14 protein-coding genes are annotated in these 15,689 nt (G+C 71.7%); 5 read left to right on the top strand and 9 right to left on the bottom strand.

The window, feature by feature from the left end; translation table 11 throughout:
* Window positions 1-13: 13 nt before the first annotated feature.
* The 4 genes from metX to H030_RS34410 all read right to left on the bottom strand — a co-directional run bounded on the left by metX (window position 14) and on the right by H030_RS34410 (window position 4,873).
* Window positions 14-1,129: a homoserine O-acetyltransferase MetX gene (gene metX / locus H030_RS0122510; RefSeq protein ID WP_035129298.1), complete on the bottom strand. Its 1,116-nt coding sequence runs from the start codon at window positions 1,127-1,129 to the stop codon at window positions 14-16.
* 25 nt (window positions 1,130-1,154) lie between these two features.
* On the bottom strand, window positions 1,155-2,468 hold the full coding sequence (locus tag H030_RS0122505) for an O-acetylhomoserine aminocarboxypropyltransferase/cysteine synthase family protein (protein ID WP_027007782.1): 1,314 nt from the start codon (window positions 2,466-2,468) through the stop codon (window positions 1,155-1,157).
* A 105-nt stretch (window positions 2,469-2,573) separates the two neighbouring features.
* Window positions 2,574-3,983 (bottom strand): alpha/beta hydrolase family protein, encoded by a 1,410-nt coding sequence (locus H030_RS0122500; protein WP_051223501.1) that lies wholly within the window; start codon window positions 3,981-3,983, stop codon window positions 2,574-2,576.
* A 251-nt stretch (window positions 3,984-4,234) separates the two neighbouring features.
* Window positions 4,235-4,873 (bottom strand): TetR/AcrR family transcriptional regulator, encoded by a 639-nt coding sequence (locus H030_RS34410; protein ID WP_051223499.1) that lies wholly within the window; start codon window positions 4,871-4,873, stop codon window positions 4,235-4,237.
* Between the two features lie 87 nt (window positions 4,874-4,960).
* Between H030_RS34410 and H030_RS0122485 the strand changes: the two genes are divergently transcribed.
* The 3 genes from H030_RS0122485 to H030_RS34405 all read left to right on the top strand — a co-directional run bounded on the left by H030_RS0122485 (window position 4,961) and on the right by H030_RS34405 (window position 8,953).
* Window positions 4,961-6,178 carry an acetyl-CoA C-acetyltransferase gene (locus tag H030_RS0122485; protein WP_027007779.1) on the top strand — a complete coding sequence of 406 codons (1,218 nt, stop codon included), beginning with the start codon at window positions 4,961-4,963 and terminating at the stop codon, window positions 6,176-6,178.
* Window positions 6,179-6,181: 3 nt separating this feature from the next.
* The gene (locus tag H030_RS0122480) at window positions 6,182-8,380 is read left to right on the top strand and encodes a 3-hydroxyacyl-CoA dehydrogenase NAD-binding domain-containing protein (protein WP_027007778.1); all 2,199 of its coding nucleotides are present in this window, start codon (window positions 6,182-6,184) and stop codon (window positions 8,378-8,380) included.
* A 69-nt stretch (window positions 8,381-8,449) separates the two neighbouring features.
* The gene (locus H030_RS34405; RefSeq protein WP_035129296.1) at window positions 8,450-8,953 is read left to right on the top strand and encodes a beta-class carbonic anhydrase; all 504 of its coding nucleotides are present in this window, start codon (window positions 8,450-8,452) and stop codon (window positions 8,951-8,953) included.
* Here H030_RS34405 and H030_RS0122470 read toward each other — a convergent pair.
* The gene (locus H030_RS0122470; RefSeq protein WP_027007777.1) at window positions 8,950-9,387 is read right to left on the bottom strand and encodes a cupin domain-containing protein; all 438 of its coding nucleotides are present in this window, start codon (window positions 9,385-9,387) and stop codon (window positions 8,950-8,952) included. The genes H030_RS34405 and H030_RS0122470 overlap by 4 nt on opposite strands.
* Before the next feature lie 86 nt (window positions 9,388-9,473).
* Here H030_RS0122470 and H030_RS0122465 point away from each other — a divergent pair, with 86 nt between their 5' ends.
* Window positions 9,474-9,929, top strand: coding sequence for a MarR family winged helix-turn-helix transcriptional regulator (locus H030_RS0122465; RefSeq protein ID WP_027007776.1), 456 nt, complete (start codon window positions 9,474-9,476; stop codon window positions 9,927-9,929).
* Here the strand turns inward: H030_RS0122465 and H030_RS0122460 are convergent.
* Window positions 9,926-10,672, bottom strand: a complete 747-nt coding sequence (locus H030_RS0122460) for an SDR family NAD(P)-dependent oxidoreductase (protein WP_035129295.1) — start codon at window positions 10,670-10,672, stop codon at window positions 9,926-9,928. The genes H030_RS0122465 and H030_RS0122460 overlap by 4 nt on opposite strands.
* 85 nt (window positions 10,673-10,757) lie before the next feature.
* Here H030_RS0122460 and H030_RS0122455 point away from each other — a divergent pair, with 85 nt between their 5' ends.
* Window positions 10,758-11,933 carry a PucR family transcriptional regulator gene (locus H030_RS0122455; protein WP_027007774.1) on the top strand — a complete coding sequence of 392 codons (1,176 nt, stop codon included), beginning with the start codon at window positions 10,758-10,760 and terminating at the stop codon, window positions 11,931-11,933.
* A gap of 124 nt (window positions 11,934-12,057) precedes the next feature.
* On the opposite strand, the gene H030_RS34400 is transcribed toward H030_RS0122455, so the two are convergent.
* The 3 genes from H030_RS34400 to H030_RS34390 all read right to left on the bottom strand — a co-directional run bounded on the left by H030_RS34400 (window position 12,058) and on the right by H030_RS34390 (window position 15,615).
* Window positions 12,058-13,392: an NAD-dependent malic enzyme gene (locus H030_RS34400; protein ID WP_051223497.1), complete on the bottom strand. Its 1,335-nt coding sequence runs from the start codon at window positions 13,390-13,392 to the stop codon at window positions 12,058-12,060.
* Window positions 13,393-13,488: 96 nt separating this feature from the next.
* Window positions 13,489-15,105 (bottom strand): GMC family oxidoreductase, encoded by a 1,617-nt coding sequence (locus H030_RS34395; protein WP_035129294.1) that lies wholly within the window; start codon window positions 15,103-15,105, stop codon window positions 13,489-13,491.
* Window positions 15,106-15,222: 117 nt separating this feature from the next.
* Window positions 15,223-15,615: an ATP-binding protein gene (locus H030_RS34390; RefSeq protein ID WP_269208555.1), complete on the bottom strand. Its 393-nt coding sequence runs from the start codon at window positions 15,613-15,615 to the stop codon at window positions 15,223-15,225.
* Window positions 15,616-15,689: the final 74 nt, after the last annotated feature.

Genomic DNA, 15,689 nt, shown 5'->3' with positions numbered 1-15,689 from the left:
CTCCCCGCGTGAACTAGGTGTTAACGAACGCCCTCACCCGATCGAGGTACTCGGGCACGTCGAGCAGGAACGAGTCGTGGCCCCACGGCGAGGCGATCACGTGCGACTCGACGGCGCGCAGCCCGGCCTTGCGCAGGCCGCGCCGGACGGCGACCGAGTGCTCGGGGCCGAAGCGCCAGTCGGAGCTGAAGGCGATCACCTGCGCGCGCGTCGTGGCGTTCGTGAGCACCGGATCGGTCCACGCGCCGTTGTTGAAGGGGTCGAACGCGTCCATGATCCGCGTGAGGTAGAGGTAGGACAACGCGTCGAAGCGCTCCAGGAAGATCGCCGCCTGGTGCTCCAGGTAGGTCTCGACGTCGTACCGCGGCGCGAGCCAGTCGCGCGCGGCGCTCGGCGGCGCGTCGCGGTCCTCCGGCTCGGCGCGGTCGAACTTGCGCGCCATGCCGTCCTCGCTGAGGTACGTGACGTGCGCGAGGCGGCGCGCGGTCGCCAGGCCGCGCGCGGGGCGCGTGCCGTGGCGCAGGTACTGGCCGTCGTGGAAGTCCGGGTCGTCGAGGATCGCGCGGCGGGCGACGTGCGACAGCGCGAGGTTCTGGGCGGTCAGGCGCGGCGAGGCGCAGACCATCACCGCGCGCTCGATCTGCGCGTGGTCCTGCAGCAGCCACTGCAGCACCTGCATGCCGCCCATCGAGCCGCCGATCGCGGTGTGCAGCCGGTCGATGCCCAGGTGCTGGAGCAGCTTGCGGTGGACCGTGACCAGATCGGCGATCGCCAGCGGCGGGAAGTCCAACCCATAGGTGTTGCCCGACGGGTCGTCGCTCGACGGCCCGGTCGTCCCGCGGCAGCCGCCGAGCAGGTTGGGGGTGATGACGAAGAGCTTGTTGGTGTCGATCGCCTTGCCCGGGCCGATCATCGTGCTCCACCAGCCGTCCGGGCCGGTCGCGACCGCGTCGCCCGTCAGCGCGTGGCAGACGAAGACCGCGTTGGAGGCGTCGGCGTTCAGCGTCCCGGCGGTCGTGTAGGCGACCTCGACGGGCGCGAGCGTGCGGCCGCAGACGAGCCGCAGCGGGTCGTCCTCGTGGTAGAGGACGACCCGCTGGACCGTCGTGCCTGGAGCGGTCGCCGCCATCAGTCGCCGCCGCTCCGGACGTTCGTTACGCCGGCGCGCCGACGCGCGCCTTGGCGAGCGCCTGGTCGAGGTCGGCGATCAGGTCGTCCACGTGCTCGATCCCGACGGAGAGGCGGACCGTGTCCTCGGTGACGCCGGCGGCCGCGAGCTCCTCGGGGTTCAGCTGGGAGTGGGTGGTGCTCGCGTTGTGGATCGCCAGCGACTTGGCGTCGCCGATGTTCGCGAGGTGGCTGAAGAGGCCGAGCGACTCGATGAACGTGCGGCCCGCCTCCAGGCCGCCCTCCACGCCGAACGTGACGAGCGCGCCGCCGCCGCCCCTCAGCACCCGCTGGGCGACGTCGTTGTACTTGTCGTCGGCGAGGCCGGGGTAGTTGACCCACGTCACCGCGTCGTGCTGCTTGAGGTGCTCGGCGATCGCCTGCGCGTTGGCGTTGTGGCGCTCGATGCGCAGCGGGAGCGTCTCGATGCCCTGCAGGAACAGGAACGCGTTGAACGGCGACAGCGCCGCGCCCGTGTTCCGCAGGAGGACGGTCCGGGCGCGGCCGATGTACGCCGCCGGGCCGAGGGCGTCGGACCAGACGACCCCGTGGTAGGACGGGTCGGGCTGCGTGAGGCCCGGGAAGCGCGCGCCGTTGGCGACCCAGTCGAAGCGGCCCGCGTCGACGAGCGCGCCGCCGATCGAGGTGCCGTGGCCGCCGATGAACTTCGTCAGCGAGTGCACGGCGACGTCGGCGCCGAGGTCCAGGACGCGCGCGCCGAGCGGCGTGGCGACCGTGTTGTCGACGATCAGCGGCAGGCCGTGCGCGTGGGCGGCGTCGGCCCAGGCGGCGACGTCGAGGACGTTCAGCCGCGGGTTGCCGATCGTCTCGCCGAAGACGAGCTTGGTGTTCTCGTCCACGTTGGCCGCGAGCTCTTCCGGCTTGTCAGCGTCGACGAACCGGACCTCGATCCCGTACTGCGGGAGCGTGTGCGCGAACAGGTTGTAGGTGCCGCCGTAGAGCTGGGAGACCGAGACGATGTTGTCGCCCGACCGCGCGATGTTGAGCACCGAGTAGGTGACCGCCGCCTGGCCCGACGCCGTGACCAGCGAGGCGACGCCGCCCTCGAGCTGCGCGAGCCGCTGCTCCAGCACGTCCCACGTCGGGTTCATGATCCGCGTGTAGATGTTGCCCGGCTCGGCCAGCGCGAAGAGGTTCGCCGCGTGCTCGGTGTCGTTGAAGACGTACGACGACGTCTGGTAGATCGGCACGGCCCGGCTGTTGGTCGTCGGGTCCGGGCTCTGGCCGCCATGCAGGGCGACGGTCTCCGGGCGGTACGTGATGGCGGCGTCTTCGGACATGGGTAAAACCCTACCGGATTTGTGGGGTTTGTCCAGGAGGCCGCGAAGGCGTGAACGGCAGTTCAGTGTTCGCGGAGAACACCGAACTGCCGTTGACGCGCGAGCTCAGCCCCTGACGGCCGGGAGCGTCAGCTTCGCCTTCGACACCTTCAGGGTGCCGGCCGAGCGCTGCGGGGCCCAGACCTTGGAGCTGGAGATGATCTGCAGCGTGTAGGTCGTACCCTTCGGCGCCGAGGCGGCGATCGGGTCGAGCGGGCGCGTGACCGTGTGGGTCCTGCCGTCGAGGACCACCGGGATCGGCGTCACCTGGTTGCCGACGACGAGCCTGCGCTTGTTGTCGACGATCTGCGCGAAGACCTTCGTGCCCTTCGGCGCGCCCGTGCCGGAGTAGGACAAGGACAACGTCGGCGCGCCGAGCAGCTGCGCGGCCTTCGACACCTTCACCTTGATCTGCAGCGCCTGGCTCGCCTTGGCCGGCGTGGCCTTCATCGCCTCACCGGACACGTAGCCCTTGGTCACCTTCAGGACGCCCTTGCCCGTCGTGACGACGGAGCCCGCGGACGTCGCCGGGTAGGACGGCGCGCTGCGCCACTTGGCGTCGTCGGCCAGCCACTCGAAGCCGGCGCCCGTGTTGACGCTGTTGTCCTTCTTGAGGTACTTGCCGAACCACGCCATCATCGCGTCGGTCAGGTGCCTCGAGCCGAGCGTCAGCGTCGCGGGCCTGTCGCCGCCCGGATCGCCGGTGCCGGTCAGGCACTCGCCGTGGCCGCCGCAGAACCACACCATCTTGACCGGCGCGCCGCCGCTCTTGATCGTGTTGTACAGCTTGACGTCCTCGTCGAGCGGGAACAGCGTGTCGACCGTGCCGCCCACGACCATCGTCGGCGCCGTGATCGCCTTGACCGCCGCGCCCGGACCGCGTGCCGCGAACCAGGCGGCGTCGGCGGCGCTCAGGACGCCGGTCCTGGAGCCCTCGTTGTAGGCGTCGGTGATGTGCTGGTCCAACCCGGGTGCCGTCGCGTTGGCCGCGCCCAGACCCGACCCGTACAACAACGTGTCCCACCCCTGCTTGAACGTCTGGTCCTTGTACAGCGAGGTCGTCAGCGAGAACCAGCCGACGACCGGGACCAGCGCGTCGAGGCGGTGGTCGGCGATCGCCGTCGAGTACTGGATGCCGCCGCCGTAGGAGCCGCCGGCCATGCCGATGCGCGGGTCGCCGGGCCTGTCGAGCTGCGCCCACGGCTGCGTGGCGACCCAGTCGATCAGCGCCGAGACGTCGCGGCCCTCGATCGACGGCGTGTCGATCGAGACGATCCCGCCGGACGCGCCGAACCCGCGCGGCGCCCAGGTGACGACGTTGTAGCCCGCGTCGGTCAGCCCCTTCACCATCGGGGCGTTCGGGTCGGTCTCCCCCGCGCCGGCCCAGCCGGGCCCTTCGAGGATCGTGGGCGCGGCGCCACCGCCGGCCGCCATGAACGTGTGCGTGACGATCGACGTGCCGTCGAACGACGTCACGGTGCCGTCGGCGGCATGCGCGGCGGCGGGCGCCAGGGCGCAGATGAGCGCGACGGCAGACGCCGCGCGGACCCGGGACAGGGTGAGAATCGGAAGCTCCTTCTCCTACAACGACAAGATGGCCGGCTCCGGCGGGCGCGGCTCCTCCTCACACGCGCGCGCACGCACGCGCGAGGCGGTGCGATACACGGGCGTACCGGATTGAGCGCCCACTGAACCAGCCGGACGGTTGCCCGTCAAGGCGGCTGGGGTTAAGCGCCTGCGGCCTCGAACAGCGCGGCGAGCTGGTCCCGGCAGGCGGGCCACTGGCGCTCGGCGCGGGCACCGTCGTCGGCGTGCAGCGTGTCGAGGACCGCCAGGCCGCGGATCGCCGCCAGCGCCAGCTCGACGAGGCGCTCGAAGTCCGGCCGCTCGGCGGCGTCCGGGAACAGCTTGCGCGACAGCTCGATCGTCTGGCGGTCGAGCTGGCGCTCGATCGGGATCAGGTGCGCGCGCAGCTCGTCGTCGGTGCGCGCGTTGGCCCAGAGGTCGAGCGTCGCCTGGTAGAGCGGGTGGTTGTAGGACTCGAAGACGAGGTCGAGCCCGCGCGCGACGCGGTCCGGGCCGGACGGCGGCAGCGCCTCGACCGCGCGCGAGAGCACCTCGCCGCGCCTCTGCGTCAGGTGCTCGGCGGCGGCGGCCAGCAGCGTGTCGCGGGTCTGGAAGTGGTGCAGGTGCGCGCCGCGGCTGAGCCCCGCGCGCTCGGCGACGCGCGCGGTCGTGGTGTTCGCGTAGCCGTCCTCGACCAGGCACTCGAGCGTCGCGTTCAGCAGCGCCTCGCGCGTGGCGGCGCTGCGCTCGGCCTGGTTGCGGCGTTTCTGCGGCGCTGTGTTACGGGACTGCACGGACATCGCGTCGGAACAGCTTACTTGCGTTCGCGACTGAATGTTTCTGTGGTAGCTTCCGCGCCCCGAATTCGATTACGAGGAGAACGAGGAATGGCAGCCTCAGAGGCGTTGGTCTACGACGCCATCCGGACCCCGCGCGGCAAGGGCAAGAGCAACGGCTCCCTGCACGGCACCAAGCCCGTCGACCTCGTGGTCGGCCTGATGCACGAGATGCTCGTCCGCAACGAGAGGCTCGACCCCAACCGGGTCGACGACGTCGTGCTCGGCTGCGTCTCGCCGGTCGGCGACCAGGGCGCCGACATCGCCAAGACCGCCGCGATCAAGGCCGGCCTGCCGGACACCGTCGCCGGCGTCCAGCTCAACCGCTTCTGCGCCTCCGGCCTCGAGGCCGTGAACATCGGCGCCCAGAAGGTCGCTTCCGGCTGGGAGGACCTCGTCTTCGTCGGCGGCGTCGAGTCGATGTCCCGCGTCCCGATGGGCTCCGACGGCGGTGCCTGGGCGATGGACCCGGAGACCAACTACGACACGTCGTTCATCCCGCAGGGCGTCGGCGCGGACCTGATCGCGACCGTCGAGGAGTTCTCCCGCGACGACGTGGACGCCTACGCCGCCCGCTCGCAGGAGCGCGCCGCGGCCGCGCAGGCCGAGGGCCGCTTCAACGATTCCGTCGTCCCGGTCAAGGACCTCAACGAGAACGTCGTCCTCGACAACGACGAGTTCATCCGCGCGGGCACGACGGTCGAGACGCTGGGCAGGCTGAAGCCCTCGTTCGCCGCGATGGGCGAGATGGGCGGCTTCGACGCCGTCGCGCTGCAGAAGTACCACTGGGTCGAGAAGATCAACCACGTCCACACGCCGGGCAACTCCTCAGGCATCGTGGACGGCGCGTCGCTGCTGGCGATCGGCAGCTCGGCGATCGGCGACGAGCTGGGCCTCACGCCCCGCGCGCGCATCCTCGCCACGGCGGTGAGCGGCGCTGACCCGACGATCATGCTGACCGGTCCGGCTCCGGCGTCCAAGAAGGCGCTGGCCAAGGCCGGCCTGACCGCCGACCAGCTCGACCTCGTCGAGATCAACGAGGCCTTCGCGGCCGTCGTCCTGCGCTTCGTGCGCGACATGGACCTCGACATGGAGAAGGTCAACGTCAACGGCGGCGCCATCGCCATGGGCCACCCGCTCGGCGCGACCGGCGGCATGATCCTCGGCACGCTCGTCGACGAGCTGCACCGCACCGGCGGCAAGTACGGCCTCGCGACGCTCTGCGTCGGCGGCGGCATGGGCATCGCGACCGTCGTGGAGGCGATCTAGAGCATGGGCGAGTCCACCACCATCAAGTACGACAAGGGCGATGACGGCATCGTCGTCCTGACGCTCGACGACCCGAACCAGAGCGCCAACACCATGAACGCGGCCTACATCGCGTCCATGGGCGCGACCGTCGACCGCCTCGAGGCCGAGAAGGACGACATCAAGGGCGTCGTCATCACGTCGGCCAAGAAGACGTTCTTCGCGGGCGGCGACCTCAACGACCTGATCACGGTCACCAAGGACCAGTCGGCGGAGTTCCAGGCCGGCATCGCGGTCGTCAAGGCGCAGCTGCGCCGGCTGGAGTCGCTCGGCGTCCCGGTCGTCGCGGCGATCAACGGCGCGGCGCTCGGCGGCGGGCTGGAGATCACGCTGGCCACGCACCACCGTGTGATCGTCGACGACCCGAAGGCGAAGCTCGGCTTCCCCGAGGTCAAGTTGGGGCTGTTGCCCGGCGCCGGCGGCGTCGTCCGGACGGTCCGGATGTTCGGCATCGTCGACGCGCTGATGCAGCTGCTGCTGCAGGGCCAGGAGAAGCGCCCGGCCCAGGCGCTGGAGATGAGGCTCGTCGACGAGGTCGTCCCGACCCGTGACGACCTCCTTCCGGCCGCCAAGAAGTGGATCGAGGCCAACGCGGGCGAGGACTTCGCGGGCCAGCCGTGGGATCAGAAGGGCTACAAGATCCCGGGCGGCACGCCGAGCAACCCGAAGCTCGCGATGAACCTGCCGGCGTTCCCGGCCAACCTGCGCAAGCAGCTCAAGGGCGCGAACTACCCGGCGCCCAAGCACATCATGTCGGTCGCGGTCGAGTCCGCGCAGGTCGACGTCGACACCGGCTTCGAGATCGAGGGCCGGTACTTCACCGACCTCGCGACCGGCCAGGTGTCGAAGAACATGATCCAGGCGTTCTTCTTCGACCTCCAGCAGGTCAACGGCGACCGTGGCCGCCCGGAGGGCATCGAGCGCTTCACGCCCAAGAAGGTCGTGGTGCTCGGCGCGGGCATGATGGGCGCGGCGATCGCGTTCGTGTCGGCCAAGGCCGGCATCGAGGTCGTCCTGAAGGACGTCGACCAGGCCGCCGCCGATCGCGGCAAGGACTACAGCGTCAAGTTGGTGGAGAAGGCCGTCGGCCGCGGCCGCCAGTCCCAGGAGGACGGCGACGCGCTGCTGGCCCGCATCACGCCGACGACCGACCCGGCCGCCGCGGCGGGTGCCGACCTGGTGATCGAGGCCGTCTTCGAGGACCCGGGCGTCAAGAAGCAGGTCATGTCCGAGATCGAGCCGCACCTCGCGGCCGACGCGCTGCTGGGCTCCAACACCTCCACGTTGCCGATCACGGCGCTGGCGGAGAACGTCTCGCGGCCGGCCGACTTCATCGGCCTGCACTTCTTCTCCCCCGTGGACAAGATGCCGCTGCTGGAGATCATCAAGGGGGAGCAGACGAGCGACGAGGCCCTGTACCGCGCGCTCGACTTCTCCAAGTTGATCAAGAAGACCCCGATCGTCGTCAACGACTCGCGCGGGTTCTTCACGTCGCGCGTCATCGGCACGTTCATCAACGAGGGCATCGCGATGCTCGCCGAGGGCGTCCCGGCCCAGACGATCGAGCAGGCCTCGTCGCAGGCCGGCTACCCGGCGCCGGTGCTGCAGTTGAGCGACGAGCTCAACCTGGAGCTGATGGCCCGGATCCGCAAGGCGTCGAAGGACGCGATCGAGGGCGCGGGCGGCGAGTGGGTCGACCACCCGGCGTTCGGCGTCATCGACAAGATGCTCGAGGAGGGTCGCGCCGGCAAGCTCCGCGGTGCGGGCTTCTACGACTACGAGGACGGCAAGCGCACCGGGCTGTTCAAGGGCCTGCGCGAGTGGTTCCCGGTCGTCGGCGATCCGTCGGCGATCTCGCTGCGCGACCTCGAGGAGCGGATGCTCTTCGCCGAGGCGCTCGAGACCGTCAAGTGCGTCGATGAGGGCGTGATCGAGTCGGTCGCCGACGCGAACATCGGCTCGATCTTCGGCATCGGGTTCCCGGGCTGGAGCGGCGGCGTGTTGCAGTACATCAACGGTTACGAAGGCGGCGTCGCCGGCTTCGTCGCGCGCTCGCGTGAGCTGGCCGAGCAGTACGGCGAGCGCTTCGAGCCGCCGGCCTCGCTGGTCGAGAAGGCCGAGGCGGGCGAGAAGTACTCCGACAAGGCGCCGGTCGCGGCCTAGTTGTAGGCGTTGGATGGCGGCGCGCGGGGTGAAGCTCCGCGCGCCGTCGTTCTCGTAGCATCCGCGTCGATGCCGAAGAACGCCGACGAGATGCTGGAGGTCGCCGCCGGGCGGCCGGACGAGCTGGCCGCGCCGGGCCTCAGCCCGCGGCCCCGCCGCAAGGTCGCGGTCCTGTCCTGCATGGACACCCGCATCGACCTGTTCCCGATGCTCGGGATCGAGCGCGGCGACGCGCACATCATCCGCAACGCCGGCGGCCTGGCGACCGACGACGCGATCCGGTCGCTGAGCATCTCCCAGCGCCTGCTGGGCACCGAGGAGATCGTCGTCGTGATGCACGACAGCTGCGGCCTGCACCACGCGTCCGAGGACGACTACCGCAAGATGCTCGCCGACGACGGCGTCCTGCCGAACTGGCGCCTGGGCGGCTTCGACGACCTCGAAGCGACGCTGGCCGCCTCCCTGGAGCGCCTCCGCTCCGCCCGCGAGCTCCCCCACCGCGACCACATCCGCGGCTTCGTCTTCAACCCCGAGGACGGAACGCTGCGCGAAGCGGCGCCGCCGACGGCCTAGGCGGGCTGCAGCACGGGCGTGAGCCCGTGGCGGCGCATGACCTCGGCCATCGCGGCCGGGTCGGGCGGCCCGCCGGCGGCGGCGCGGACGACGTCGCGGAGCTCGAGGAAGTAGTCCGGCCCGAAGACGCCGGGCGTCGCGATCGCCAGGAACGCGACGTCGTGGTCGCCGGCCATGAAGCTGTGGACGGCGCCGCGCCTGATGCAGAGCGTGTCGCCGGGGCCGATGGTGATGTCCTCGCCGTCGAGGGTCCACGCGCAGCGGCCTTCGAGGCCGTAGATCGTCTCCTCGAAGCCGTCGTGGCTGTGCGCGAGCGGGACGCCGGAGCCGGCGGCCACGTCGCAGCGCTGCACGGTGACCGTGCCGTTGGACTCCTCGGCGACGACCGAGAAGGTGATGGTGATCGGGCCGAGCGAGATCGGGTCGTGTGGCATCGGGAGTCTCCCTCCGTGGAAGTAAAGCGACTTGACCAACGTACCCGGCCGTGCGGTGGTCGTCAAGTGGCTTTACCATCCCTGCCGTGAGCACCGATCCCTCCGACGCACCCCTCGGCCCGCCGCTGATCGGCGCGCTGCTGCGGATGCCGGTCGAGGTCGTCCGGGCGCGGATGCTCGCGGCGCTGCACGCGCGCGGGTTCACCGACATCGTCCCCGCGCACCTCGTCGTCCTGCGCTGGCCCGGCCCGCAGGGCCGCCGCCCGAGCGAGATCGCCGCCCAGGCGGAGATCAGCAAGCAGGCCCTCAACTACCTGCTGGGCCAGCTGGAGGAGCTCGGCTACCTCGAACGCCGGCCCGACGCCGACGACCAGCGCTCCCGCCGCATCCACCTCACCGTCCGCGGCCGCGAGGTCGCGGCGACGATGCGCGCCGCCGTCGCCGACGTCGAGTCCGAGTGGACCGAGCTGCTCGGCGCTCGCGACTTCGCGCGCCTGCGCACGTTGTTGTCGCGGTTGAACGACGAGCTGGCCGCGAGCTAGATGGCGGTGCGGCCGCCGTCCACGGCGACGGTCGCGCCGGTCATGTAGCTCGCGGCAGGCGAGGCGAGGAAGGCGACGACGGCGGCGATCTCCTCGGGCTGGGCGGCGCGGTTCATCGCGGTCGTCGCGCCAAGGGCGTCGAACAGCTCCTTGGCCTCGGGCCGGGTGTAGATCGGGCCGGGCGCGACGGTGTTGACCCGCACGCCGTGGACGCTGTACTCCGCCGCCCACGACTGCGCGAGCGAGGCGAGCGCGGCCTTCGTCGCGCCGTAGGCGGCGCCCTCGGTCAGCCCGATGCTGCCGGCCATCGACCCGATGTTGATGATGCTGCCGTGCCCGCGCTCGGCCATCCCGGGCGCGAGCGCGCCGGTGAGCAGGAACGGCGCGCGGACGTTGGCGGCGAACATGTCGTCGAACGCCGCGGGCGCGAATCCGGCGGTCGGGCCCCAGGCGGAGAAGCCGGCGTTGTTGACCAGGATGTCGACCGGGCCCGCGGCCTCGGCCAGCGCGGTCGCGCCGGCCGGCTCGCCGAGGTCGGCGGCGGCGAAGCGCGCCCTCCCGCCCTCCGCCGCGATCGCGGCGACGACCGCCGCGCCGCGCTCGGCGTCGCGCCCGTGCACCACGACCGTGGCGCCGGCGCGAGCCAGCTGCAGCGCGATCGCGCGACCGAGGCCGCCGGTCGCGCCGGTGACCAGCGCGGTCTGGCCGTCGAGGCTGTTGTTGATGGTGTCGCTCGTGCTCATGCCGACAACGATGGCGCACAGCGCGTCCGGCGTCCTTGGCCGATCGGCCAACGATACTCGTTGATCAATGTAGGATCGGCTAACCATGCCCGCCGATCCGTCGAAGGCCATCCGCCGCGTCGGCGCCGCGCTCGTCGCCCGCCACGAGGAGATCGCGCAGGCGATGGTCGCGCGGATCCTCAGCGACGTCCCGTCCTACCGCCGCGCCGGGCGGCCGGTGGCCGACGAGGTCCTGGCGCTCGCGACCGCGACCGCGGAGATCCTCGGCCACGCGTTCGCGACCGGCACGCCGATCGCGCGTGAGGACGTCCCGATCGTCCGCGAGCACGCCGCGCTACGGCTCGACCGCGGCATCGACCTCGAGGCGTTCCTGCACGCCTACCGCGCCGCGCTGTTCCACTACTGGGACGCGTGCGCCGAGGAGGCGGCGCGGCTGCGGATCTCCCGCGCCGACGGGCTGGCGCTGGCGCGCTTCGCGCTCGACGCCATCGACACGATCACGACGCACGCCGCCGAGGCCTACCTGCGCGAGGAGACGCGCCGCGCGACCGAGTCCGGGCGGGCGGCGCGCGACCTCGTCGAGCGCCTGATCGCCGGGCAACCTGTAGGCCTTGATCGCCGCCACCCCGCGGCGCCCGGCCTCGACCCGACGGCCCCGCTGATCCTGGTGCTGGCGCGCGGCGACGGCGCGGCCGCGCGTGACCGGCTGGAGGAGGCGCTGGGGTTCGGGAAGGCGCGGCCGGTGGCGACGATCCGCCAGGGCGAGGTCGTGCTGCTCACCGCGGGTGCCGACACGTCCGAGGTGACGTCGCGCCTGCGCCGCGCACTGGGTGACGACGACCTCCGCTGCGGCGTCAGCGCGACCCCCGCCGGCTTCCCCGGCGTCGCCCGCGCCTACCGCGAGGCGACGCTGACGTTGTCCTACACCTCGGTCGAGCGCCCGGTCCTGGCCCTGGCCGAGCTGTCGGCGTTCGAAGCCGCGCTGACCGGCGCCGACGCGGCAACCCGCGCGCTGATCGCCGGCAAGGGCGCGTCGCTGGCCGCGCTGCCGGACGCCGAACGCGAGCAGGCGACGGCGACCATCCGCGCCTTCGCCGCCGCCGACATGAACATCTCAGCGGCAGCAGCAACCCTCTTCGTCCACCCCAACACCATCCGCTACCGCCTCTCCCCCATCGCCACCACCTCCGGCCACGACCCCCGCACCTTCGCCGGCCTCACCGACCTCATCTGCATCCTGCAGACCGCGCCATCGGCCTGAAGGCGCGCCTCACTTTAGAATCGGTTGCCAAGGCGCTGGCGGCGCCAGAAGCGACGGCCGCGGAAGCGAACGGCGGCGCTGCAAACGACGTCGTGGCCGTGTGGAGCGAGAGGCGGTGCGGTGGTTAGAACTGCGCCGAGGCGCGGTCCGGGTTGGCGGCGCCGGAGTCGGTTGCTGCTTGGCGGACGGCTTGGGCGACGGTGTCGTGGACGTGGGGGTCGAGGACGTCGGGGACGAGCTCGGATTCGACGGTCAGGCCGGCGAGGGCCCAGGCGGCGGCGCGCTTCATCTCGAGGTTGATCGCCGTCGCGCCCGCCAGCAGGGCGCCGCGGAAGATGCCGGGGTAGCCGAGGACGTTGTTGACGCTCGTCCCGTCGGCGGCGAAGGCCGCGCCGGCGGCCAGTGCCGCGTCGGGGTCGATCTCCGGCACGGGGTTCGTCAGCGCGAGGATGACCTGGCCGGGGCGGATCATCTCGGGGCGGATCAACCCCGGGACACCGGACGTCGCGACGACGACGTCGGCGGTCGCCATGACCTCCTCCAGCGTCCCGATCTCGATCCCCCGCTCACGCGCCTGGGCCTGAGCGGCCTCGTTCGGATCGCTCGCGATCACGCGCTTGACCCCGGCATCGTGGATCAGCGACGCGATCCCGAACCCCGCCGCGCCCAAGCCGATCTGGCCGACGACGGCGTCATCCAGCCGGATGTCGACCTGCCGGCACGCGGCGATCGCCGCGGCGAACGTGACGACGGCGGTCCCGTGGACGTCGTCGTGCATCACCGGCTGATCCAACGCCTCGATCAGCCGCCGCTCGATCTCGAAGCACGCGGGCGCGCTGATGTCCTCCAGGTGGATCCCGCCGAACCCGGGCGCGATCCGGACGACCGTCTCGACGAACTCGTCCACATCCTTGGTGTCGATCAGGATCGGCGACGCGCTGATCCCGACCAGCTGCGAGTAGAACAAGGACTTGCCCTCCATCACCGGCAACGACGCCAGCGGCCCGATGTCGCCGAGCCCCAGAACCCGCGTGCCGTTCGTGCAGATGGCAACGGACCGACCGAGCGACGTGAAGCGCCGCGCGATCGCCGGGAACTCCGCGATCGCCGTGCACACCCGGGCCACACCGGGCGTGTAGACGTCGCGCACATCCTGGTTGGTCTCGATCTTCCGCCGCCCGACGACCTCCAGCTTGCCGCCGTCGTGCGCCAGGAACGCGCGGTCGTGGAACCACGCGACGGTCACGCCCGGAAGCTCGTTCAAGCCCGCGGCCAGCTCCTCGGCGTGGTCCTTGTCGCGGACCTCGACGGTGATCTCCCGCAGCGCCTCGTGCTTGGCGACCGAGACGGTGTTGACATCGCCGATCAACCCCTCGTGCTCGGCGATCTTGCCGGCGACCTTCGCGAGCTGCCCCGCGACGTGCGGGATCCGGAGCCGGTACGTGCAGTCCATGGCCATGGCCTCCCAGACTAGGACGCCCCGGCCCTCGAGGCCGCGCGGTTCTGGCTCAGCGGCGCGCGCCGCCCCGCCCCGCGCGCCGAAGTGGAGCGCGCGCTACGCGGACGTACCCGCCGCAGCCCCGGCCGCCGCCGCAGCGGCAACGCCGTTCTTGATGAGGTCCGCCGCGCGCTCGGCGACCATGATCGTCGGTGCGTTCGTGTTGCCGCCCGGGATCAGCGGGAAGACCGAAGCGTCCACCACGCGCAGGCCCTCGATGCCCCGGACGCGCAGCTCCGGATCCAGGACCGCGTCGTCGCCGCCCATCCGGCAGGTCCCGCACGGATGGTAGAGGAGCTCGACGTTGCGGCGGATGAAGTCCTCCACGTCGGCGTCGTCGCGGATCCCCGCGCCCGGGTAGATCTCGCGCCCGCGAGCGGAGGCCAGCGGCTCGGCCATCGCCAGCTCGCGCGCCAGCTCGACGCCGGTCACCAGCGCGGCGATGTCCTCCGGCTCGCTCAGCGAGTTGGTGAGGATCTTGGGCTTGGCGAGCGGGTCGGCGGCGGCCAGCCGGATCTCGCCGCGCGACTTCGGCGTCACCAGCGTCGGCCCCATCGTGAACGCGTGGCCGTCGTACTCCTCGGCGCCGTTGTCCACGAAGTACGCGGGCGCGAAGTGGTACTGGAGGTCCGGCGCCGGCAGCCCGGGACGGGAGCGGACGAACGCGAACGCCTCGGCGACCGTGGACGTCAGCGGCCCGGACCTGCGCAGCATCCACTCCAACAACGGCTTGGGCTTGTCGGCGCCGTACAGCGACTCGGCGACCGTCGACTCCCACACGCACACCACGTACGGGTGGTCCATCAGGTTGCCCCCGACCGCACCGTTGTCGACGACCACGCCGACCCCGACGTCCCGGAGGTGGTCGGCCGGCCCGATCCCCGACAACATCAACAACTGCGGCGACCCGATCGCGCCCGCGCTCAGCAGCACCTCGCGCTCGGCCCGCACCGTCTCCTCCCGCCCGCGCGCGTCGCGCAGGACGACGCCGACCGCCCGCGTGCCCTCCAGGGCGACCCGCGCGACGTGGACGTTGGTCCGGACCTCCAGGTTCGGCCGGTCCAGCGCCGGGCGCAGGTACGCGTCGGCCGTCGACCAGCGCTTGCCGCCCTTCTGCGTGACCTGGACCAAGGACGCACCGTCCTGCTCCGGGCCGTTGTAGTCGGCGATCCGCGGGATCCCGACGGCCTCGGCCGCCTCCAGGAAGCGCCTGGTCAGCCGCCGCGGCGAGCGCTCGTCCATGACGTTCAGCGGCCCGCCCACGGCGTGGTGCTCCGACGCCCCGCGCTCGTTGTTCTCGGCCTTCAGGAAGTACGGGCGCACGTCGTTCCAGCCCCACCCCGCAGCGCCCTCGGCCTCCCAGAGGTCGTAGTCGAGCGGGCGCCCGCGGACGTACAACATGGCGTTCATCGACGACGACCCGCCGAGCGACTTCCCGCGCGGGATGTACAGCGAGCGGCCGTCGAGGGCCGGCTCGGGCTCCGTGGCGTAGTCCCAGTCCAACTTGGTGTGGAACTGCTTGGCGAAGCCGGCCGGGATCCTGATGTTCGGCGAGCGGTCCTTGCCGCCCGCCTCGATCAGGAGGACCCGCACCGACGGGTCCTCGGTCAGCCGGTTGGCGAGCACGCAGCCGGCTGAGCCGGCACCGACGACGACGTAGTCCACGGGGGCCATGCCCCCGATGCTCGCCGAGGCGCCGGTCGCGCGCAAGTCGCAAGCGCCACCCGGCGCGATTGCGCGTGCCCGGCGCCCCGCGGAAGGGCGCCGGGCCGGCACGCAATCCCCGCGTGCTCAATCCGCCGGCGTGGCCACCGCCGGATCGCGGCTGAACCAGGCGCGCACACGCGTGCCTCGGTCCTCGGCCGTCTGTGCCTCGAAGCGCTTCGCCACCGCCACCATCACGGCCAGGCCGTAGCCGAGCCCCGGCGAGTCCGGTCGCGGGCGCAGCCCGTTGCCGCGGTCGGAGACCTCCACCAGGACCTCCTCCGCCCCCGCGTCGATCACCACGCTGACCTCACCGGGGCTCGGATGCCCGACGTAGGCGTGGATGACCGCGTTCGTCACGGCCTCGGAGATCAGCAGCGCGATGTCGCTCAGCGGCGGGTCGGTGAGCTGCTGACCGCGGAGCCACTCGACCACGGTGTGCCGGACCGTGGACGCTTCGGCTGGCCATGACCACGACATCGGGTCCGGCGCAGAGCTCATGACGGCTCGATTCTGAGAGGCGATGTTCGCGCGGCCTGCCGGTCGATCAGCCC

It is taken from the genome of Conexibacter woesei Iso977N (assembly GCF_000424625.1).
GTDB lineage: Bacteria > Actinomycetota > Thermoleophilia > Solirubrobacterales > Solirubrobacteraceae > Baekduia > Baekduia woesei_A.
Note: the sequence above shows the minus strand (reverse complement) of the source record. Positions and strands in the feature narration are given on the sequence as shown.